Here is a 15,192-nt window from a genome sequence, read left to right on the forward strand (position 1 = left end):
CTTTCCCGGGAATGACGGTGGCTATTCAGTGCCGTCTACAAATCTGCAAGCCTCAATACACGTCCATCCAGTCCMGCGCTCTGAACTTTCCGGCAGCAATTTCCTGCGACGTCCCGCCTCATGACCGGGCAAGCAGGAAACATCAAATGCCGCATCTGTACGATCTCCTCGCTGTTACCCACGTGGAGCCTGATCTTGACGTCCGGGTTGGTCTACCGTGAAGGCCGCCAGCATCGACGGCAACAAATTAATGAGTTTTCAATATGAAGCGGCTACCTCATGGTGCCCTGACCGGCAACGCAATCGCGTCCGCGTATTGAAATGCAGTGCAAATGGAGACCGAAAATGTCGCTGGAATTGCTGGTGCTCACCCTGGACGACGTACTCATCCGCGCGGACGAATCGCGCAAGGCCGGCGCTTGCGCAGCATCGCGAGATCGCGCCCCCCTAATCCGCTGGCATGAGGATGCCTGCACCGAAGCGCGCGCCGGCCAGTCAATGGAAATCCGCAGCCAGGCATTGCAGCTCATGCGAAGCGCGGAGCTGGATGGCGTGCGGCTGGCGCTTGCCGCGCCTATCTCTTCGCGCAAGCTGCGCGTCCTGCTCGATGGCGCCATCGGGCCTAACTGGATGGATCGCTTTGCGGTCATCGCCACGGCGGATGCGCTGTTACCCCGGGAAACCGAGATCGAGCTCTACCGGCTGATCCTGCACACTGCCAATGTGCCGGCGCACCGCGCTTTGCTGGTCGGGGCCACGCAGAGCAGCCTGCGCGCCGCCCAAGCCGTCGGCATGCACACCGCCGCTGTTCGGCCAGCCTATGACGATGCGCCGCGCCAGACAGGCGGATCGACCGTGCTGTGCGGCTCCCCTGATGCCGTCTGGCCAGACTTTCACGCGCTGGAATGCAGCGTGACCGGCCAGCGGCAACCCGATGCGCACGCTGCAACAAGACAACAACCCCGGAGGTTCGCATGAGAGCCATTGTGATMGTGGGCGGCGGCGCCGCCGGACTGCAGCTAGCCACCCGTCTCGCCAGGCKGCTAGGCAAGCGAGGGCACGCCGAGATCGTGCTGGTCGACCGCAGCCCCACGCACCTGTGGAAGCCTCTGCTGCATGAAGTGGCCGCGGGCAGGCTCGAGCCCGTGGTGCACCATACGCCTTTCGCGCTGCAGGCCGAGCGCCACGGGTTCCGCTACGTGCAGGGCGACCTGCAGGCGGTGGATCGCATCAACCGAACCATCTCTGTGGCACCTATTGGCACAGGCCATGGCGAGGACGGACAGATCCAGTCCATCGGCTACGACAAGCTGGTGCTGGCTGTAGGCGGCGTKACGCAGTATTTCGGTGTGCCCGGCGCGCRTGAACACGCCCTGACGCTGGACAGTGTGAGCAGCGCGGAGCAGGTGCGCGACCGTGTGTTCACCGCCTTGCGCCGCAGGACCGCGCAGACCGATGCCCAGCCGCACGCGCCCACGGAAACGGTCCGCGTAGCCATTGTCGGAGCGGGCGCGACCGGCGTGCAGCTCGCTGCGCAGTTGCGCCGCACCTCCAACGTGCTTAATCGCTATGGCGTCCATCGACTTGACCCGATGACCGGTGTGGACATTTGCCTGATCGAGGCCTCCTCCGCAGTTCTCCCCGGTCTGGGAACCCGGATCGCGGATCGCGTCGGCGAGCAGCTCGCGCGGCTGAACATCCGCGTCGATTGCAGCGCCCGCGTGACCTCCGTGAGCGGAAGCGGTCTGACCATCGCCGGCCAGCCGCCGATGCAGGCGGACGTGGTGGTGTGGGCGGCCGGCATAGCCGCGCCGAGCATGCTGGCCAGCTTTGGGCTGCCAGTCAATGCCAAAGGGCAGATCCGCGTGCTGCCCAACCTGCAGAGCGTCGAGGACGAGCATGTCTACGCGATCGGCGACTGCGCCAGTTGCCGGCCCCAGGAGCTAGATGCCGAGCTCCCTACGCGTGCGCAGGTTGCGTATCAGCAAGCGCTGTATCTTTCGCAGGCGTTACCACGGCGCTTGGCCGGCAAGCACACGGCGGGGTTCCGCTATCGCGACTATGGCTCGCTGGTCTCCTTGGCTGGAAGCAGCGCCATCGCCAACCTGGCGGCACCGGGCAAGGACAGTGGCTGGCATGTCGAGGGCAGGTTCGCCGCCCTGCTACACCACGCCGTCTACCGTCGGCACGTGCTCGCCATCCACGGCTGGGGACGCGCGCTAGGCGTGACGCTGGCMCAGGGGCTGGAACGCTTGCTGGCTGCCGGGACGCGGCTGCATTGAGCGTCGCGCCATCCGGGCCGAATCGGCCCGGCCCGAGAAGCCGGCTTCTTCCACTTCTGACCGGTACTGAATGCGGGGAGCCTCGGGCCGCAAGGACCGCTACACCACGCTCTCGCCGGCGCTGCTCGAACGACTGCGCGTCTGGGGGCGCGTCGCCCACGCCAAGGGCAAGATGGTCGACCGAGGCTGGCTGTTCCCGGGCCTCAATCCCATCGAGCCCCTCAGCATCCGGCAACTTAATCGCGCCCTCCATGCCATGCCGCCGGKCAGGTCCAAAAAAGGGGTCTGGTGAAAATTTCTGAAGCGAGCGAAAAACCACATATTCCCTGCGGAAATCGAAGTCAAGGGGATTGACCTAACAGCTCATGCCAAGTGATGGCCGTGATACACAAAGCCATCCTGTCTGGCAGCAGTCATTCCTTGACATGGCGCATCGCAGTGCCATCATAAGTTACCTGCAGTAGGTTACTGACAGGGAAAAATTTCAAGAAGGGAGTACAACTATGAAACACGCTTACTTGTCTTTTACCGTGCTTACCTTGGTGGCAGGCGTCGCCATGGCGCAGGGAACGAAGAAGCCGGATCCCTATACAGATGGTGCGCKAAATGTGGACCCCTACACGCAGGGGGCGAAATCCGGCAAGTTTGACCCGTATACCGAAGGCGCGAAGAAGTCGACTAAGGAAGACCTGAATAAGGAAGGATCCAAGGTTGATCCATACACCAGCGGAGCAAAGTCAGGCAAACCTGACCCCTATACCGATGGTGCGCGTACCGGCAAGCCGGACCCTTACACTGATGGAGCGAAATCCAAATGAAATCCACTAACGCGCCAGCGCATTGACTCTCGCTCCGACCTCCGCTGCGCGATGGGCGCTGCCGCGCTAGATACTGCATCCCCAGGCAGGAAAGGGTGCGCGCATGAATGCTGATCGGAAGGCCGAGATGCGGGCATTGGTAGCAGTTGGCTTCATTGTTGCGCAGGCTGCCTGTGTTTCGCCCGAAAAATTGGCCGTCTCATCTACGGCCAAGGTTGACCCGGCGCAAGCCATGGAGAACTGCCGCGGAAAGATGTGGTCTCGCGCCGGGGCAAGAGTCCAGATGGAGGCAGACGGTGAGATGCCCATGTCCATCACCACCGTCCAGCATCCACAGACCAGCGATCCATCAGGATGCGCCGCGCTCATCGAAATTCATTCGAAGACCGCGCTAGCCGCAATGCTGGAGCCGCCGATCCTTACAGACCAGCGAAACTGGGTAGCCGTTTCCCCCCTTGGCGCCTCTMCGGCGGTTCAGATTCAAACGCGCGGGGAAATCAACGCGTCGGGGTACTATGCCCGTGCCTACGGAACCTCAGAGTCCATAGCGAGTGGGATTGTCAGCTATGCGGGTGTCCAGTTCCATGAAGGCTTGTTGCTCGACGGCGCGGAAATCAGGTCCAGCGTTTCGCTCAAGATCTACGCTCGCGACTCAGGCGTGGAGTTTGCCGAACTCCATGCGCCAGCGGCCACGGTCTCAATTGGCCCGCGCCGAGTAGGACGAAGCGAGTTGATCGAAACCGCATTTGGTCCCAAGGCGTGCTTTCCAATTACCTACGAGAAGCGTACGTCGCTCGGGTCCATGGAGTTCCTGGGTGAAGTTGGTACGGCCAGGTCAGCGATCAGCCAGATCACTGATTGGTATTGTCCGAGCGAGGATTTTGTTCTGCGTACAGACGTACGTCAGAGCGACCGGACCCAACGCGTCGAGACAACGGACATTGTGCCAGTCGAGGACACGCAATCAAGGCTGCCTTGACCAGGCGCTAGCCCTACTTTCGCAAAGCAAGGCTGGATCGGCGGCTCTTGGCCCGTGAATCATGACTGAATGGGCTCGGATGTCATACATGAAATAATGGTGGTGCCCACCTCTGCAACTCGAAGACCTTCACGGCGCGGCGCTGCTCGGACGTGAGGTCCGGTGCCAGCATCGCCGTTGGCCGTCGTCCCGCTGCCCCGGTCTTCGTCTTCACCAGCGTCACCTTGATCTCGGCCAGTCCTTCCATCATCCGGCGCGCCGATGCGTCGGTCCTCAGCGCCATCCGCGCCAAGCTCACGAGCATCAGGCCAAGCACCGTCGCGAAGGTATGCAGACGCAACGATCCATCGGCCCACTGGTGTGACGGTCCCCAGGGAACCACGCCGCCTTTCTTCKCCCTGCGGAACAGCTCCTCGACGTTCCACTGTCCTCGGAAGGCGGAAACGATTCGCCCGGTGCTCCAGTTGTGCCGATCCGTACACAGCACCCGCCTGCCCAGCCGCGTTCTCTCCAGTTCGCGGCGCAACGTGGCATCGACGTGCCAATGCAAGGTCGGTACCGCTTCGCTGCCGGCGATGGTGGTCGCGACGAAGCTMGACAGGTGTTCCCGAGCGAGCGCCTTCTTGACCCGCAGCTCCAGCCGGCTGCGCGTGATGCGGCCCTTTTCGATCAACCCCTCCAGCGTGTTCAGTTCCACCTTCGCTTTGCGCAGCGCCACCGCGATCCCGCGTTTCTGGCCCGCCAGCAACTCCTGGCTCTCCACCACGACGAGCGTGCGGTCCAACTCGCCGACCGTGGTCCGAACTCGCGCCGCCCGCACGTCGCTGAGCTTTCCCGACAGCGGCTTCATCGCGCCGCGCTGCGCCGCCATCTGCAGCGCCTCCTCTGCGGCCTTGTGCCCCAGTGGCAACGAGATGAGGCTGTGGTAGCCGGCGGCATCGAGATCGAGTTCCAGTTGCGGGCTCCAGAACCCGCCGTCTCGTACCACCGTGCGCTGCGCCGGCCGCTCGCGGCCCTCACCACTGTCGAGTGCCTCGTGCAACTGCGCCAATCCACCCAGGCAGGCCGCGAGCACGGCCTGGTCCGAGCCGTTGCCGGGATACGCCCGATACAACAACGGCACATGCCCCGTCTCGCTGACCAGGACGCCAAGCCCGACGACACGCAGGTCGCTTCTCTTGCTCTTGGCGTGACCTCGCCGGGCCAGTTCGCCGGGCGTCTGCGTGTCGATGTGGGTATCGAAGTTGGTCGTATCGAACGCGAGCACGTCGGCGGACAGCTCGAAGCGGGCCACCGCGGCCTTCGCGATGGCCACCTGAGCCTGCTCCAACTGCTCATCGGTCACCTGCTGCGCGACGCGATGAAAGGCCTGACCGGTGAACGCGGACCCCGGCAAACACGACAGCCGCGGCAAACTCGCGTCCAGAAAATCACCCAGCTCGCACTTGGGTCCCGGCGCACACGCACGCTGAATCGCCACAGCCACCGCCAACTCACCCACCGACGGGCCATCCTTGGCGCCAACCCCTACGCACGCGCGATCAATCTGCCCGACCAAGTCCAGCTGCTCGGCCACCCAGATCAAGGCTCCGACGTCGCCGACCCCGCGCGTGCCCACCGTCTGGGTCGCGCTCAGATCAGCAACTCGCGGCGGCTCGGCCGGTCCCAGCACGACTTGGCGCGCGACGGAACGGCCCCGCTCCGCGTCCCACACCGACTGCGCGGCAATACGGTAGCGATGCCCGTTGACTTCTCGTTCGAAGATGTGCATGTTCTTTCATGTAGCATCTCCGAACCAGAGAATCAAGCGAAATCMAGTATCTACGCGGCATTCCGACTCGGCGCCGCCGCGGAACAACACCGACCATGCGAAAGTAGGGCTAGCTGGGCGCGCTTTTCCGCAGGGCGGTTTCGCACMCGAGTCGAGACTACTCGGAATCGTCCCACGTACTCTATCAGGCAGACCCGTTTCCGTGATGTGGTCGGTCCGATCTGTCCGATCGTCCTTCGGTGGTCCGCTGGAACCGCGTGGGACGACACCGAGCGTCTCTGCGACGTTGCCAAAGACGTCCGCACCTGCCTGGATCCGCGGATTCAAACCGTCGTTGCGCGTCACGAAACGGATACTTTCCGTGGGCAGTTCGGAAGCAAAACCTGGGCTATGGGTGGTGAGAATGATCTCGCACCCCGGTTCACTTGCTAGGGCCTTGAACGACTCGATGAGAATGCGCTGGTTGTTGGGTCGCTGGGCCGTCTCAGGCTCCTCKATCGCATAAATGATATTGCGAGTGGTGCCACTGCGCAGTCTGCGTACTGCCTCGGCTTTGAAGAAGCTAACCAAAATGAGGCGGCGAACCCCGCTGCCACGCTTGTTCAGCGCAATGCCGTCATCAGTATCGAGACTTACGGAGAAGAGGCCGGTCCATTTGGATGCCGTMGGYGGTGCAAATTKAGGTGTCAGTTCCCTGGCAAGATTCGGATCGATGGTCCTCAGTGCTTCGTGTGTGGTTCTGGCGATTTGTTCAGCTTTTTCACGCACCTTCAACTGAATGCGTTCGATGTCGTCCTGCACTTCCGCGATCGCAGCGGCGACAGCGGCTTTCATTGGATTCTGCACCTCGCCATCCGAATCCCGGCTGCTGCGATCGCTCTGAAACAGCGCGAAGAGAGGCAGATGCGGTTCGATCTGGTCCCAGATGCGCTTGCTGTCCTCTTTGGGCTTCGTGACGTGGATCTCGACCTAGCATCGGAAATTTCGGATCGAAACAGATTGCAGCCGCATTCGCGCTCTCTAGGGGACAGGTTTAGCCAAGACATTCGCGTTTGGAGGCAAACGAGTCAACCCGGATTTAGAGGGGGGCTAGCCGATAGACGTGGTCTGAATCATGCACAACACGACGGAAACTCGACAGCTTCTGTACATTGCCGGCGATMTGCTCGGATCAGTCGCAAGCGTTCATCACCAGGCCGCTGACCCGATGGCTGTTTTGGGAGGGAAAGCGGACTTCCATATGGCGTMGCTGGACGTCGCAAACTGGCCGCTTGCAGCCCGTCAATCGTGAATGTTGAAAACGGCAAGACGCCCGCGCTGATAGCCTCTCCCCCCGACTGCGCGTCCGTGCAATTCTGGTGGGCCATCCCACTGGCGCGAAATGCCGGCTGCGGCCAACTGCACCATCACATCGAGCTGAGCCGCACGCTGCAACAGCGGCGCCCATCCACAATGTTCGACGATMGCCCGGACTGCTTCGTACCCTACGCCCGACAGAACGGCCGCGTTGTTGACAGATAGCGGCTCGCCACGCGTTCCGAGCACGCCATATGCCCACCACGTTCGGCGCGCCCGGAAGTGCCACGTGGATTCGCGGTTATCCGCTATGCGTGCCAGTGTAATGGGGTAACGCGCTCGATGCGGGGCAATGTCCGTGAGGCGCCGAGGAAGACCCTCAAATAGTCGACTCTTTGTCACCTGTTTAGGCTTTCCTCCCGCGGCGAAGACGTCGGCCGCAACTGCATCAACCTTTGCCGCGAAAATTGCGTCGTCCGGCGAAACCGCCGTCGCGACGTCCGCCGGCGGCGTCGCCACCTCCAATGGTAGCGACACCGCTCTGGAGAGCCACGCCCGGTCGTGGTCGTACAGCCATGCCGTGGCACGATGCGCCTTGCGCCAGAGGTCTTCAATGGTGATGGCCGGATGACGGGCGAGCTCGGCCTGAATCCGGCTTCGATGGACAGCCCTGAGCATTGACGCACCCGTCTCAGCGGACAAATCAGGACTATCAGCCGCGGATCTTGTGCGCCGGACTGGTAGGGGGGCGTCCGCCTCGATACGTTGCAGACTCAACGCAAACCGGTCGCGGGTCTTGAACAGGAACAGTGACAGCAGCAGGTGCCGCGTAATGGGCATGTCCCACGCCGCAGCGCCACCTTGCGGCGAGAAACGCAACCAGAAGCGCATCCTTCGCGCAGCATATGCGGGATCAACCGAGGCAAGAAACGCGTCGCCCAATTCTTCGATCAGATGGGCCTGAAAATCCCGTATACGGAGCCCCGTACCGTAGGCGAAACCCAGTTCGCGGATGCGATACCTGTATGTTGCCCTCAGACATTCAGAGGTCGTTCGATCGAGCGGCCGCTCGAGAAGATCGTGCGCGAAGAGTGCATAATCGAGCGCGACCGTTTCGGCCAATGGGCCCGACTTTTCCCACGCAACGGCCTGCCACCCGCACGGGCATGCGTGCCAGGGTTGCCGCAACAATCGATTGTGAAATTGAAATGGTCTGCGGCAACCCGGGCAACTCGATAGGAGAGTCAGCCGATGTTTCCAGCACACGCTAACGCCGGGGACATGGTGCGCGCGGCGCCAATACGCCATCCCATGGTCGCGGACGTCTTCCACCACGCAGGCTGTGCATAACTGTGCTTCGCCGTGCATTCCGACAACGCGGCGTGGCAACCGGCTCAATGCCGCCTCTGCAGTGAGCGAACCACTCTGCGCATCACTGCCCTCGCCAAGAAAGGGGGCAAAGAGTGGAAGCAAGGTGTTCTGCATGAGAAGCATCCTGAGTGCCGCCTCTGAGTCGTCTGACAGGCGAGCGGCKAGCCGTGCCAGCCCGGGCGGAACGATCTGCTCCAGCGCAAACGGCGCGCTGTCGAACAGATCGAGAAACGTGTCCGCCTCGGTTCGGTTCCCGGACAGGACGTGATGCCGCGCGACGCGCGACTGAATTGTCTCGTCAGGTAGCGAGGGGGCGAAAAACAGAAGACTCGGCATGCAATATCAAACACTGGAGGTCGAGCAGCCCTATCGTCGCTCCAGGCGGCGGCTGCTCAAACGGCACGACGCGCCCAACGCTGGGACACGTCCCGGAGGACTATCATGAAGCGGCATAGACGGCGGAAAACTCCAACACGTCAGACGACACCCATCCCGCCTCCCGGAGCGCGGCAAGCGGATCTTCKCACGCGGCAAGGCGGCTCGCTTCCGACGTCGCKACGAGTTCTGGCTCGCMCGCGCCGGTCGCCGCGGACGGCTCTGACTCGACGTCTTTTTCCGATGCCGTAACGTGACTGGCTTCGGGCCGCCGCAAGGCGTGAAGAACGGATAGCCGGGTCGAGACCATTGCATGCCGGTCTTGCGTGCCCATCATCGCAGCGATCTGACTGTCGGCCGGAAGCAGGTCTTCGAATTGCGCCATCCGTTGCGCGTCGCCGCTGCGCAGGGCACCGAGCGCAGGCTTGAGTAACTGCATGCGCGTATCAGCAATCGTGCGCAGCAATCCGACTGTCAGTCGTTCTTCACCGGTATGGATCGCGTGTCGCTGGGCAAGCACCAGTAGTTTGATCAGAAAATCCGTCACGCCCTGCGTCAGGTCATACAGTACCGCGCGCATCTCCAACGTCAATGGCTCGACCTGGCGCACCCATTGATACTGCCATGCCGCCTCGACCAGCAGCGCCCATGCAGGATCATCGGCCTTCGGCTGCCTGAAATCGCTTAGCCCCAGCCCTGTCGCTCGTCGCGCGTTGCGCATCACATCGGCAAACAGTTCGATCATCGAGTTCGTGCCGACGAACACGACCGGGATGCCGATGCTGTTGATCAGGTTGACGAAGAAGTTCAGCATGTTGTCCTTCCCGCCCGTTTTCGCGGCGCGCAAATGCTGCAGTTCATCGATGATCAKAACGCCGACGAAGTGCGTGCTGGCGATCTGCTCGATCTGATGCACGAGCTGCACGATGCCCTTGACAGAGCGGTAGCGCCTCGCATACCGGTCTTCGCCAATTGCACGGTCCAATGCCCGGAAGAACGCGTGACACAAGCCGGACAGCKAACCGTCGAACGGACACTCGACCTTGAGCCATGGAATCTGAACCTGGATCAGTTCCTTCCCGCGATACCTCCKGTGCCGGATTGCCTGCGGGTAAAGCCGCAAAATGGATTCCAGGGCGGTCGATTTGCCGATTCCGCTCAGACCCACCACGCTCAACGTGGATGCGGTCGACCGGAAACCGCTGTCGGGGCCGCCATTGACAGCCAGCGAGTACACATGCCGCCAGGTCGAAGGCATCACCGGATTGCGGCCGACAGCAGCCACGCGCGGCTTCGAAGCCGGCAAGTTCAACTTCCTCGACGTGCTCGATGCGCAGCGTACGTGGTTCCAGGCACGCATCCGCTATCTCGGCGTGGTCGCCAGCGCCTACCAGGCCGCCACCACCATCGACCGCATTCTCGGCCGCTAGCGCCGTCAGGGCTCAAAAGGAATTCCATCATGGCAATGAACACCAAGCAGAAAACGGCCGTCGCCATCATCCTGGCCGGCGGCGCGCTGGCCGGCGCGGCGCTGATTTTCGTCGGGCGTGGCAACGGCGGCGCGGACGGACACGGGCACGGCAGCGGCACCCATGCCGAGGCTGCCGCCCACAATGACAACGAGCATCACGGCGCCAGGCCCGGCGCSGCGCACGACGACGCGGACGCGCACGGCGACGCCGAACACCACGCCAGCACCACCGGCCCCAACGGCGGCCAGCTGTTCCGCCAGGGCGACGCCACGGTCGAAGTGCTGGTGGCCGAAGGCGCCGCCGGCCAGGACGCGCCGCGCATGCATGTCTGGGCCGCGCAGGCAGGCAAGCCGGTCGCACCCGGCAGCGTCAAGATCTCCGGACGCTTGCTGCGGCTCACCGGCGAGGCCGAAACCCTCGCCTTCAGGCCAGCGCAGTCCTATCTGCAGAGCGAAGGCGCMATCGACGAGCCCCATGCTTTCGAAGCCCGCCTGGACGTGACGTTGCCAGGTGCGAGTGCACCGCTTGCCATCAAGCTGGCCAGGGAGGAAGGTCGCATCGAGATGACGCCAGAGCAGATCCAGGGCGCGGGGCTGGCATTGCAGAGCGCCGGCCCGGCGCGTATCGAAGGCACCGTTGCCTTCCCCGGCGAGATCCGCTTCAACGAGGACCGCACCGCCCACGTGGTGCCACGCGTGGCCGGCGTGGTGGAAAATGTCTCCGCCAACCTCGGCCAGCAGGTGAAGAAGGGCGACCTGCTGGCGGTGCTGGCCAGCACCGTGTTGTCGGACCAGCGCAGCGAACTGTTGGCCGCGCAGAAGCGCCTGKAACTCGCCGAATCCACCTTCCGCCGCGAGAAAAAGCTGTGGGAGGACAGGATCTCGGCCGAACAGGACTATCTTGCGGCGCGCACCGCGCTGCAGGAAGCCCGCATCGCCACCCAGAACGCCACGCAGAAGCTCACCGCCATCGGTGCCAGTGGCAACGCGGGCAATGCGCGCGCACTGAACCGCTTCGAGCTGCGGGCGCCATTCGACGGCACCGTGGTGGAGAAGCACCTCGCGCTCGGCGAAGCCGTGGCGGCGGACGCCAATGTCTTCACCATCTCGGATCTCAGCAGCGTATGGGCCGAGTTCGTGATCGCGCCCAAGGATCTGGACCGCGTGCGCGTCGGCGAGAAGGTGCGGATTGCCTCCACGGCCTTCGACGGCAAGGCCGGCGGCAAGGTGTCCTACGTCGGCTYCCTGCTCGGCCAGCAGACCCGTACCGCCACGGCACGCGTCACGCTGCCCAACCCGAAGATGGCCTGGCGCCCKGGGCTGTTCGTCACCGTGGCCGTCACCGATTCCAGCGCCGACGTGCCGGTCGCCATCGACGCGCAGGCGCTGCAGAGCAACGGCGACCAGCAGGTGGTGTTCGTCGTCGTGCCGGGCGGCTTCCTGGCCCAGCMGGTCAAGACCGGCCGCAGCGACGGCAAGCTGGTCGAGATCACGCATGGCCTCAGGACCGGCTGGAAATACGTGGCAGGCAACAGCTTCGTGATCAAGGCAGAGCTCGGCAAGGCCGGCGCCGAGCACAGCCACTAAGGCGGAGACCCTCATGTTCGAACGACTTATCCGCTTCGCCATCGCGCAGCGCTGGATGGTGCTGCTCGCCGTATTCGCCATGGCCGCGCTCGGCGTCTACAACTACAGCCGGCTGCCCATCGACGCCGTGCCCGACATCACCAACGTGCAGGTGCAAGTCAACACCGCCGCAACTGGCTATTCGCCGCTCGAGACCGAGCAGCGCGTCACCTACCCGATCGAGACCGCGATGTCCGGCCTGCCGGGGCTGGAACAGACGCGCTCGCTGTCGCGCTACGGGCTGTCGCAGGTGACGGTGATCTTCAAGGACGGCACTGACATCTACTTCGCGCGCCAGCTCGTCAACCAGCGCATCCAGGAGGCCGCGCGCAACCTCCCGCCCGGCGTGGCCCCGCAGATGGGCCCGATCTCGACCGGCCTGGGCGAGATCTACCTGTGGACCGTGGAAGCCGAAGACGGCGCCAGGAAGCCCGACGGCAGCGCCTACACGCCCACCGACCTGCGCGAGATCCAGGACTGGGTCATCAAGCCACAGCTGCGCACCGTGCCCGGCGTGACCGAGATCAACTCSATCGGCGGCTTCGCCAAGGARTACCTSGTGGCGCCCAGCCCTGAGCGGCTGGCTTCCTATGGCCTGAGCCTGCAGGACGTGGTGGCCGCGCTGGAGAAGAACAACGCTAACGTGGGCGCCGGCTACATCGAGCGGCGCGGCGAGCAGTACCTGGTGCGCGCACCAGGCCAGGTCAGGTCGGTCGACGATATCCGCGAGATCATCGTCGGCAGCGCGCAAGGCCAGCCGATCCGCATCCGCGACCTCGCCGACGTAGGCATCGGGCGCGAACTGCGCACKGGTGCCGCCACCGACAACGGGCGCGAAGTCGTGCTCGGCACCGTCTTCATGTTGATCGGCKAGAACAGCCGGGCCGTATCGCAGGCGGTGGACAAGCGTATGGAGGCCATCAACCGCTCGCTGCCGGAAGGCGTCAGGGCCGTCACGGTTTATGACCGCACCCTGCTGGTGGATCGCGCCATCGCCACCGTCAAGAAGAACCTGGTCGAAGGCGCGGTGCTGGTCATCGTCATCCTCTTCCTGTTCCTCGGCAACCTGCGCGCAGCCGTGATCACGGCCCTGGTGATCCCCCTGTCCATGCTGTTTACCTTCACCGGCATGGTGACCTACAAGATCAGCGCGAACCTGATGAGCCTCGGCGCGCTGGACTTCGGCATCATCGTCGACGGCGCMGTKGTCATCGTGGAGAACTGCGTGCGCCGCCTGGCCMATGCCCAGCAGCACCACGGCAGGCCGCTCACGCGCAGCGAGCGCTTTCACGAAGTCTTCGCCGCATCGAAGGAGGCCCGCCGCGCGCTGGTCTTTGGCCAGCTCATCATCATGATCGTGTACATCCCTATCTTCGCGCTCACCGGCGTGGAAGGAAAGATGTTCCATCCCATGGCCATGACCGTGGTGCTGGCGCTGGTCGGCGCGATGATCMTGTCCGTCACCTTCGTGCCGGCCGCGGTGGCGCTGTTCATCGGCGACAAGGTCGCCGAGAAGGAAAACCGCCTCATGCTGTGGGCCAAGCGCGCCTATGCCCCCCTGCTCGGCAAGAGCATCGCCAACACGCCCGTGGTGCTGACGTTCGCCGCCGTCGCGGTGCTGCTCAGCGGCCTGCTCGCCACGCGCCTGGGCAGCGAGTTCATTCCCAACCTGAACGAAGGCGATTTCGCCGTGCAGGCGCTGCGCATACCCGGCACCAGCCTGACCCAGTCGGTCGCCATGCAGCAGCAGATCGAGACCCGGCTGAAGGCGAAATTCCCCGAGATCGAACGCGTCTTCGCCCGCACCGGCACTGCCGAGATCGCCTCCGACCCCATGCCGCCCAACGCCTCCGACGGCTACATCATGCTCAAGCCGCGCGCGCAGTGGCCCGATCCGCGCAAGCCGCGCGAGCAACTGCTGGCGCAGATGGAAGCCGAACTGGAAACCATCCCTGGCAACAAGTACGAGTTCTCGCAGCCGATCCAGCTACGCTTCAACGAACTGATCTCCGGCGTGCGCAGCGATGTCGCCATCAAGATCTTCGGCGACGACAACCAGGTACTGGAAGACACCGCGCAGAAAGTCGCCGGCGTACTGCAGGCGATCTCCGGCGCCGCCGAGGTCAAGGTCGAGCAGACCAGCGGCCTGCCGGTGCTCACGGTGGATGTCGATCGCGCCCGCGCGGCACGCTACGGCCTGAACATGACCGATGTGCAGGACACCGTCGCCATCGCCGTGGGCGGACGCGACGCCGGCATCTTCTTCCAGGGCGACCGCCGCTTCAATATCGGCGTGCGCCTGCCCGAAGGCATCCGCGCCGACGTCGAAGCCCTGCGCCGCCTGCCCATCCCGCTGCCCAGGGGCGGCGCCGCGCGCAACGCAGAGGCCGCCCCCACCAGCTACATCCCGCTCGGCGAGATCGCCACGCTCACGCTCGCGCCCGGCCCCAACCAGGTCTCGCGCGAGAACGGCAAGCGCCGCATCGTCGTCAGCGCCAACGTGCGCGGCCGCGACGTCGGCAGCTTCGTCCCCGAAGCCATGGCTGCGCTGGACCGCCAGATCAAGATCCCGGCTGGCTACTGGGTTACCTKGGGCGGCACCTTCGAGCAACTCCAGTCCGCCACCACCCGCCTGCAGATCGTGGTGCCGGTGGCACTGCTGATGGTGTTCGTGCTGCTGTTCGCCATGTTCGGCAACATGCGCGACGGCCTGCTCGTCTTCACCGGCATCCCCTTCGCGCTCACCGGCGGCATCCTCGCGCTATGGCTGCGCGGCATTCCGCTGTCCATCTCCGCCGCGGTCGGCTTCATCGCGCTGTCGGGGGTCGCGGTGCTCAATGGCCTGGTGATGCTCTCCTTCATCCGCAGCCTGCGCGAAGAAGGCAAGGGCCTGGACGAGGCCATCCACACCGGCGCCCTCACCCGCCTGCGCCCTGTGCTGATGACCGCGCTGGTGGCCTCGCTCGGCTTTATCCCGATGGCGATCGCCACCGGCACCGGGGCCGAGGTACAGCGGCCGCTGGCMACGGTGGTGATCGGGGGAATCTTGTCTTCCACCGCGCTGACGCTGCTGGTGCTGCCGGTGCTTTACCGGCTGGCGCACCGGCGCGATGAGTGGGAGAAGGAGGAGAACGAGGAGAAGGAGGAGCGGGAGGAAGCCGGAGCCGGCACGCCAATGGCGCCGGCACTCCCGGAAGGCTGAT

At 64.1% G+C, this 15,192-nt stretch carries 10 protein-coding genes and 2 pseudogenes; 8 read left to right on the plus strand and 4 right to left on the minus strand.

All coding sequences use genetic code 11. The features are described 5' to 3' along the window. Positions 1 to 345 precede the first annotated feature (345 nt). From AC1DKV_RS07685 to AC1DKV_RS07705, 5 genes and pseudogenes are all read left to right on the plus strand, one after another. Positions 346 to 978, plus strand: a complete 633-nt coding sequence (locus AC1DKV_RS07685) for an HAD family hydrolase (RefSeq protein WP_477103828.1) — start codon at positions 346 to 348, stop codon at positions 976 to 978. Then, positions 975 to 2,282 carry an NAD(P)/FAD-dependent oxidoreductase gene (locus AC1DKV_RS07690; RefSeq protein WP_477137549.1) on the plus strand — a complete coding sequence of 436 codons (1,308 nt, stop codon included), beginning with the start codon at positions 975 to 977 and terminating at the stop codon, positions 2,280 to 2,282. The genes AC1DKV_RS07685 and AC1DKV_RS07690 overlap by 4 nt, the downstream gene beginning before the upstream one ends. An 85-nt stretch (positions 2,283 to 2,367) precedes the next feature. Next, positions 2,368 to 2,538: pseudogene (locus tag AC1DKV_RS07695) on the plus strand (integrase); the annotation flags it as partial. 301 nt (positions 2,539 to 2,839) lie between these two features. Next, entirely contained in the window at positions 2,840 to 3,100 is a 261-nt protein-coding gene (locus AC1DKV_RS07700; protein WP_477137585.1) for a hypothetical protein, read from the plus strand. Between the two features lie 103 nt (positions 3,101 to 3,203). Beyond that, the gene (locus AC1DKV_RS07705; RefSeq protein ID WP_477137550.1) at positions 3,204 to 4,079 is read left to right on the plus strand and encodes a hypothetical protein; all 876 of its coding nucleotides are present in this window, start codon (positions 3,204 to 3,206) and stop codon (positions 4,077 to 4,079) included. 82 nt (positions 4,080 to 4,161) lie between these two features. On the opposite strand, the gene AC1DKV_RS07710 is transcribed toward AC1DKV_RS07705, so the two are convergent. The 4 genes from AC1DKV_RS07710 to AC1DKV_RS07725 all read right to left on the minus strand — a co-directional run bounded on the left by AC1DKV_RS07710 (position 4,162) and on the right by AC1DKV_RS07725 (position 10,150). After that, a complete protein-coding gene (locus AC1DKV_RS07710; protein WP_477137551.1) occupies positions 4,162 to 5,850 on the minus strand; it encodes an IS1634 family transposase in 1,689 nt (562 codons plus the stop codon). A 6-nt stretch (positions 5,851 to 5,856) separates the two neighbouring features. After that, the gene (locus AC1DKV_RS07715; protein ID WP_477137586.1) at positions 5,857 to 6,813 is read right to left on the minus strand and encodes an ATP-binding protein; all 957 of its coding nucleotides are present in this window, start codon (positions 6,811 to 6,813) and stop codon (positions 5,857 to 5,859) included. A gap of 318 nt (positions 6,814 to 7,131) precedes the next feature. Next, a complete protein-coding gene (locus tag AC1DKV_RS07720; protein ID WP_477103833.1) occupies positions 7,132 to 8,853 on the minus strand; it encodes a TniQ family protein in 1,722 nt (573 codons plus the stop codon). A gap of 103 nt (positions 8,854 to 8,956) precedes the next feature. After that, entirely contained in the window at positions 8,957 to 10,150 is a 1,194-nt protein-coding gene (locus tag AC1DKV_RS07725; RefSeq protein ID WP_477137552.1) for an ATP-binding protein, read from the minus strand. Between the two features lie 19 nt (positions 10,151 to 10,169). Between AC1DKV_RS07725 and AC1DKV_RS07730 the strand changes: the two are divergent. The 3 genes and pseudogenes from AC1DKV_RS07730 to AC1DKV_RS07740 form a co-directional block, all read left to right on the plus strand. Next, positions 10,170 to 10,322, plus strand: a pseudogene (locus AC1DKV_RS07730) (TolC family protein); the annotation flags it as partial. A 29-nt stretch (positions 10,323 to 10,351) separates the two neighbouring features. Continuing rightward, a complete protein-coding gene (locus tag AC1DKV_RS07735; protein ID WP_477137553.1) occupies positions 10,352 to 11,950 on the plus strand; it encodes an efflux RND transporter periplasmic adaptor subunit in 1,599 nt (532 codons plus the stop codon). 13 nt (positions 11,951 to 11,963) lie between these two features. Further along, the gene (locus tag AC1DKV_RS07740) at positions 11,964 to 15,191 is read left to right on the plus strand and encodes a CusA/CzcA family heavy metal efflux RND transporter (RefSeq protein ID WP_477137554.1); all 3,228 of its coding nucleotides are present in this window, start codon (positions 11,964 to 11,966) and stop codon (positions 15,189 to 15,191) included. Position 15,192 lies beyond the last annotated feature (1 nt).

It is taken from the genome of Cupriavidus sp. 05T41 (assembly GCF_056396525.1).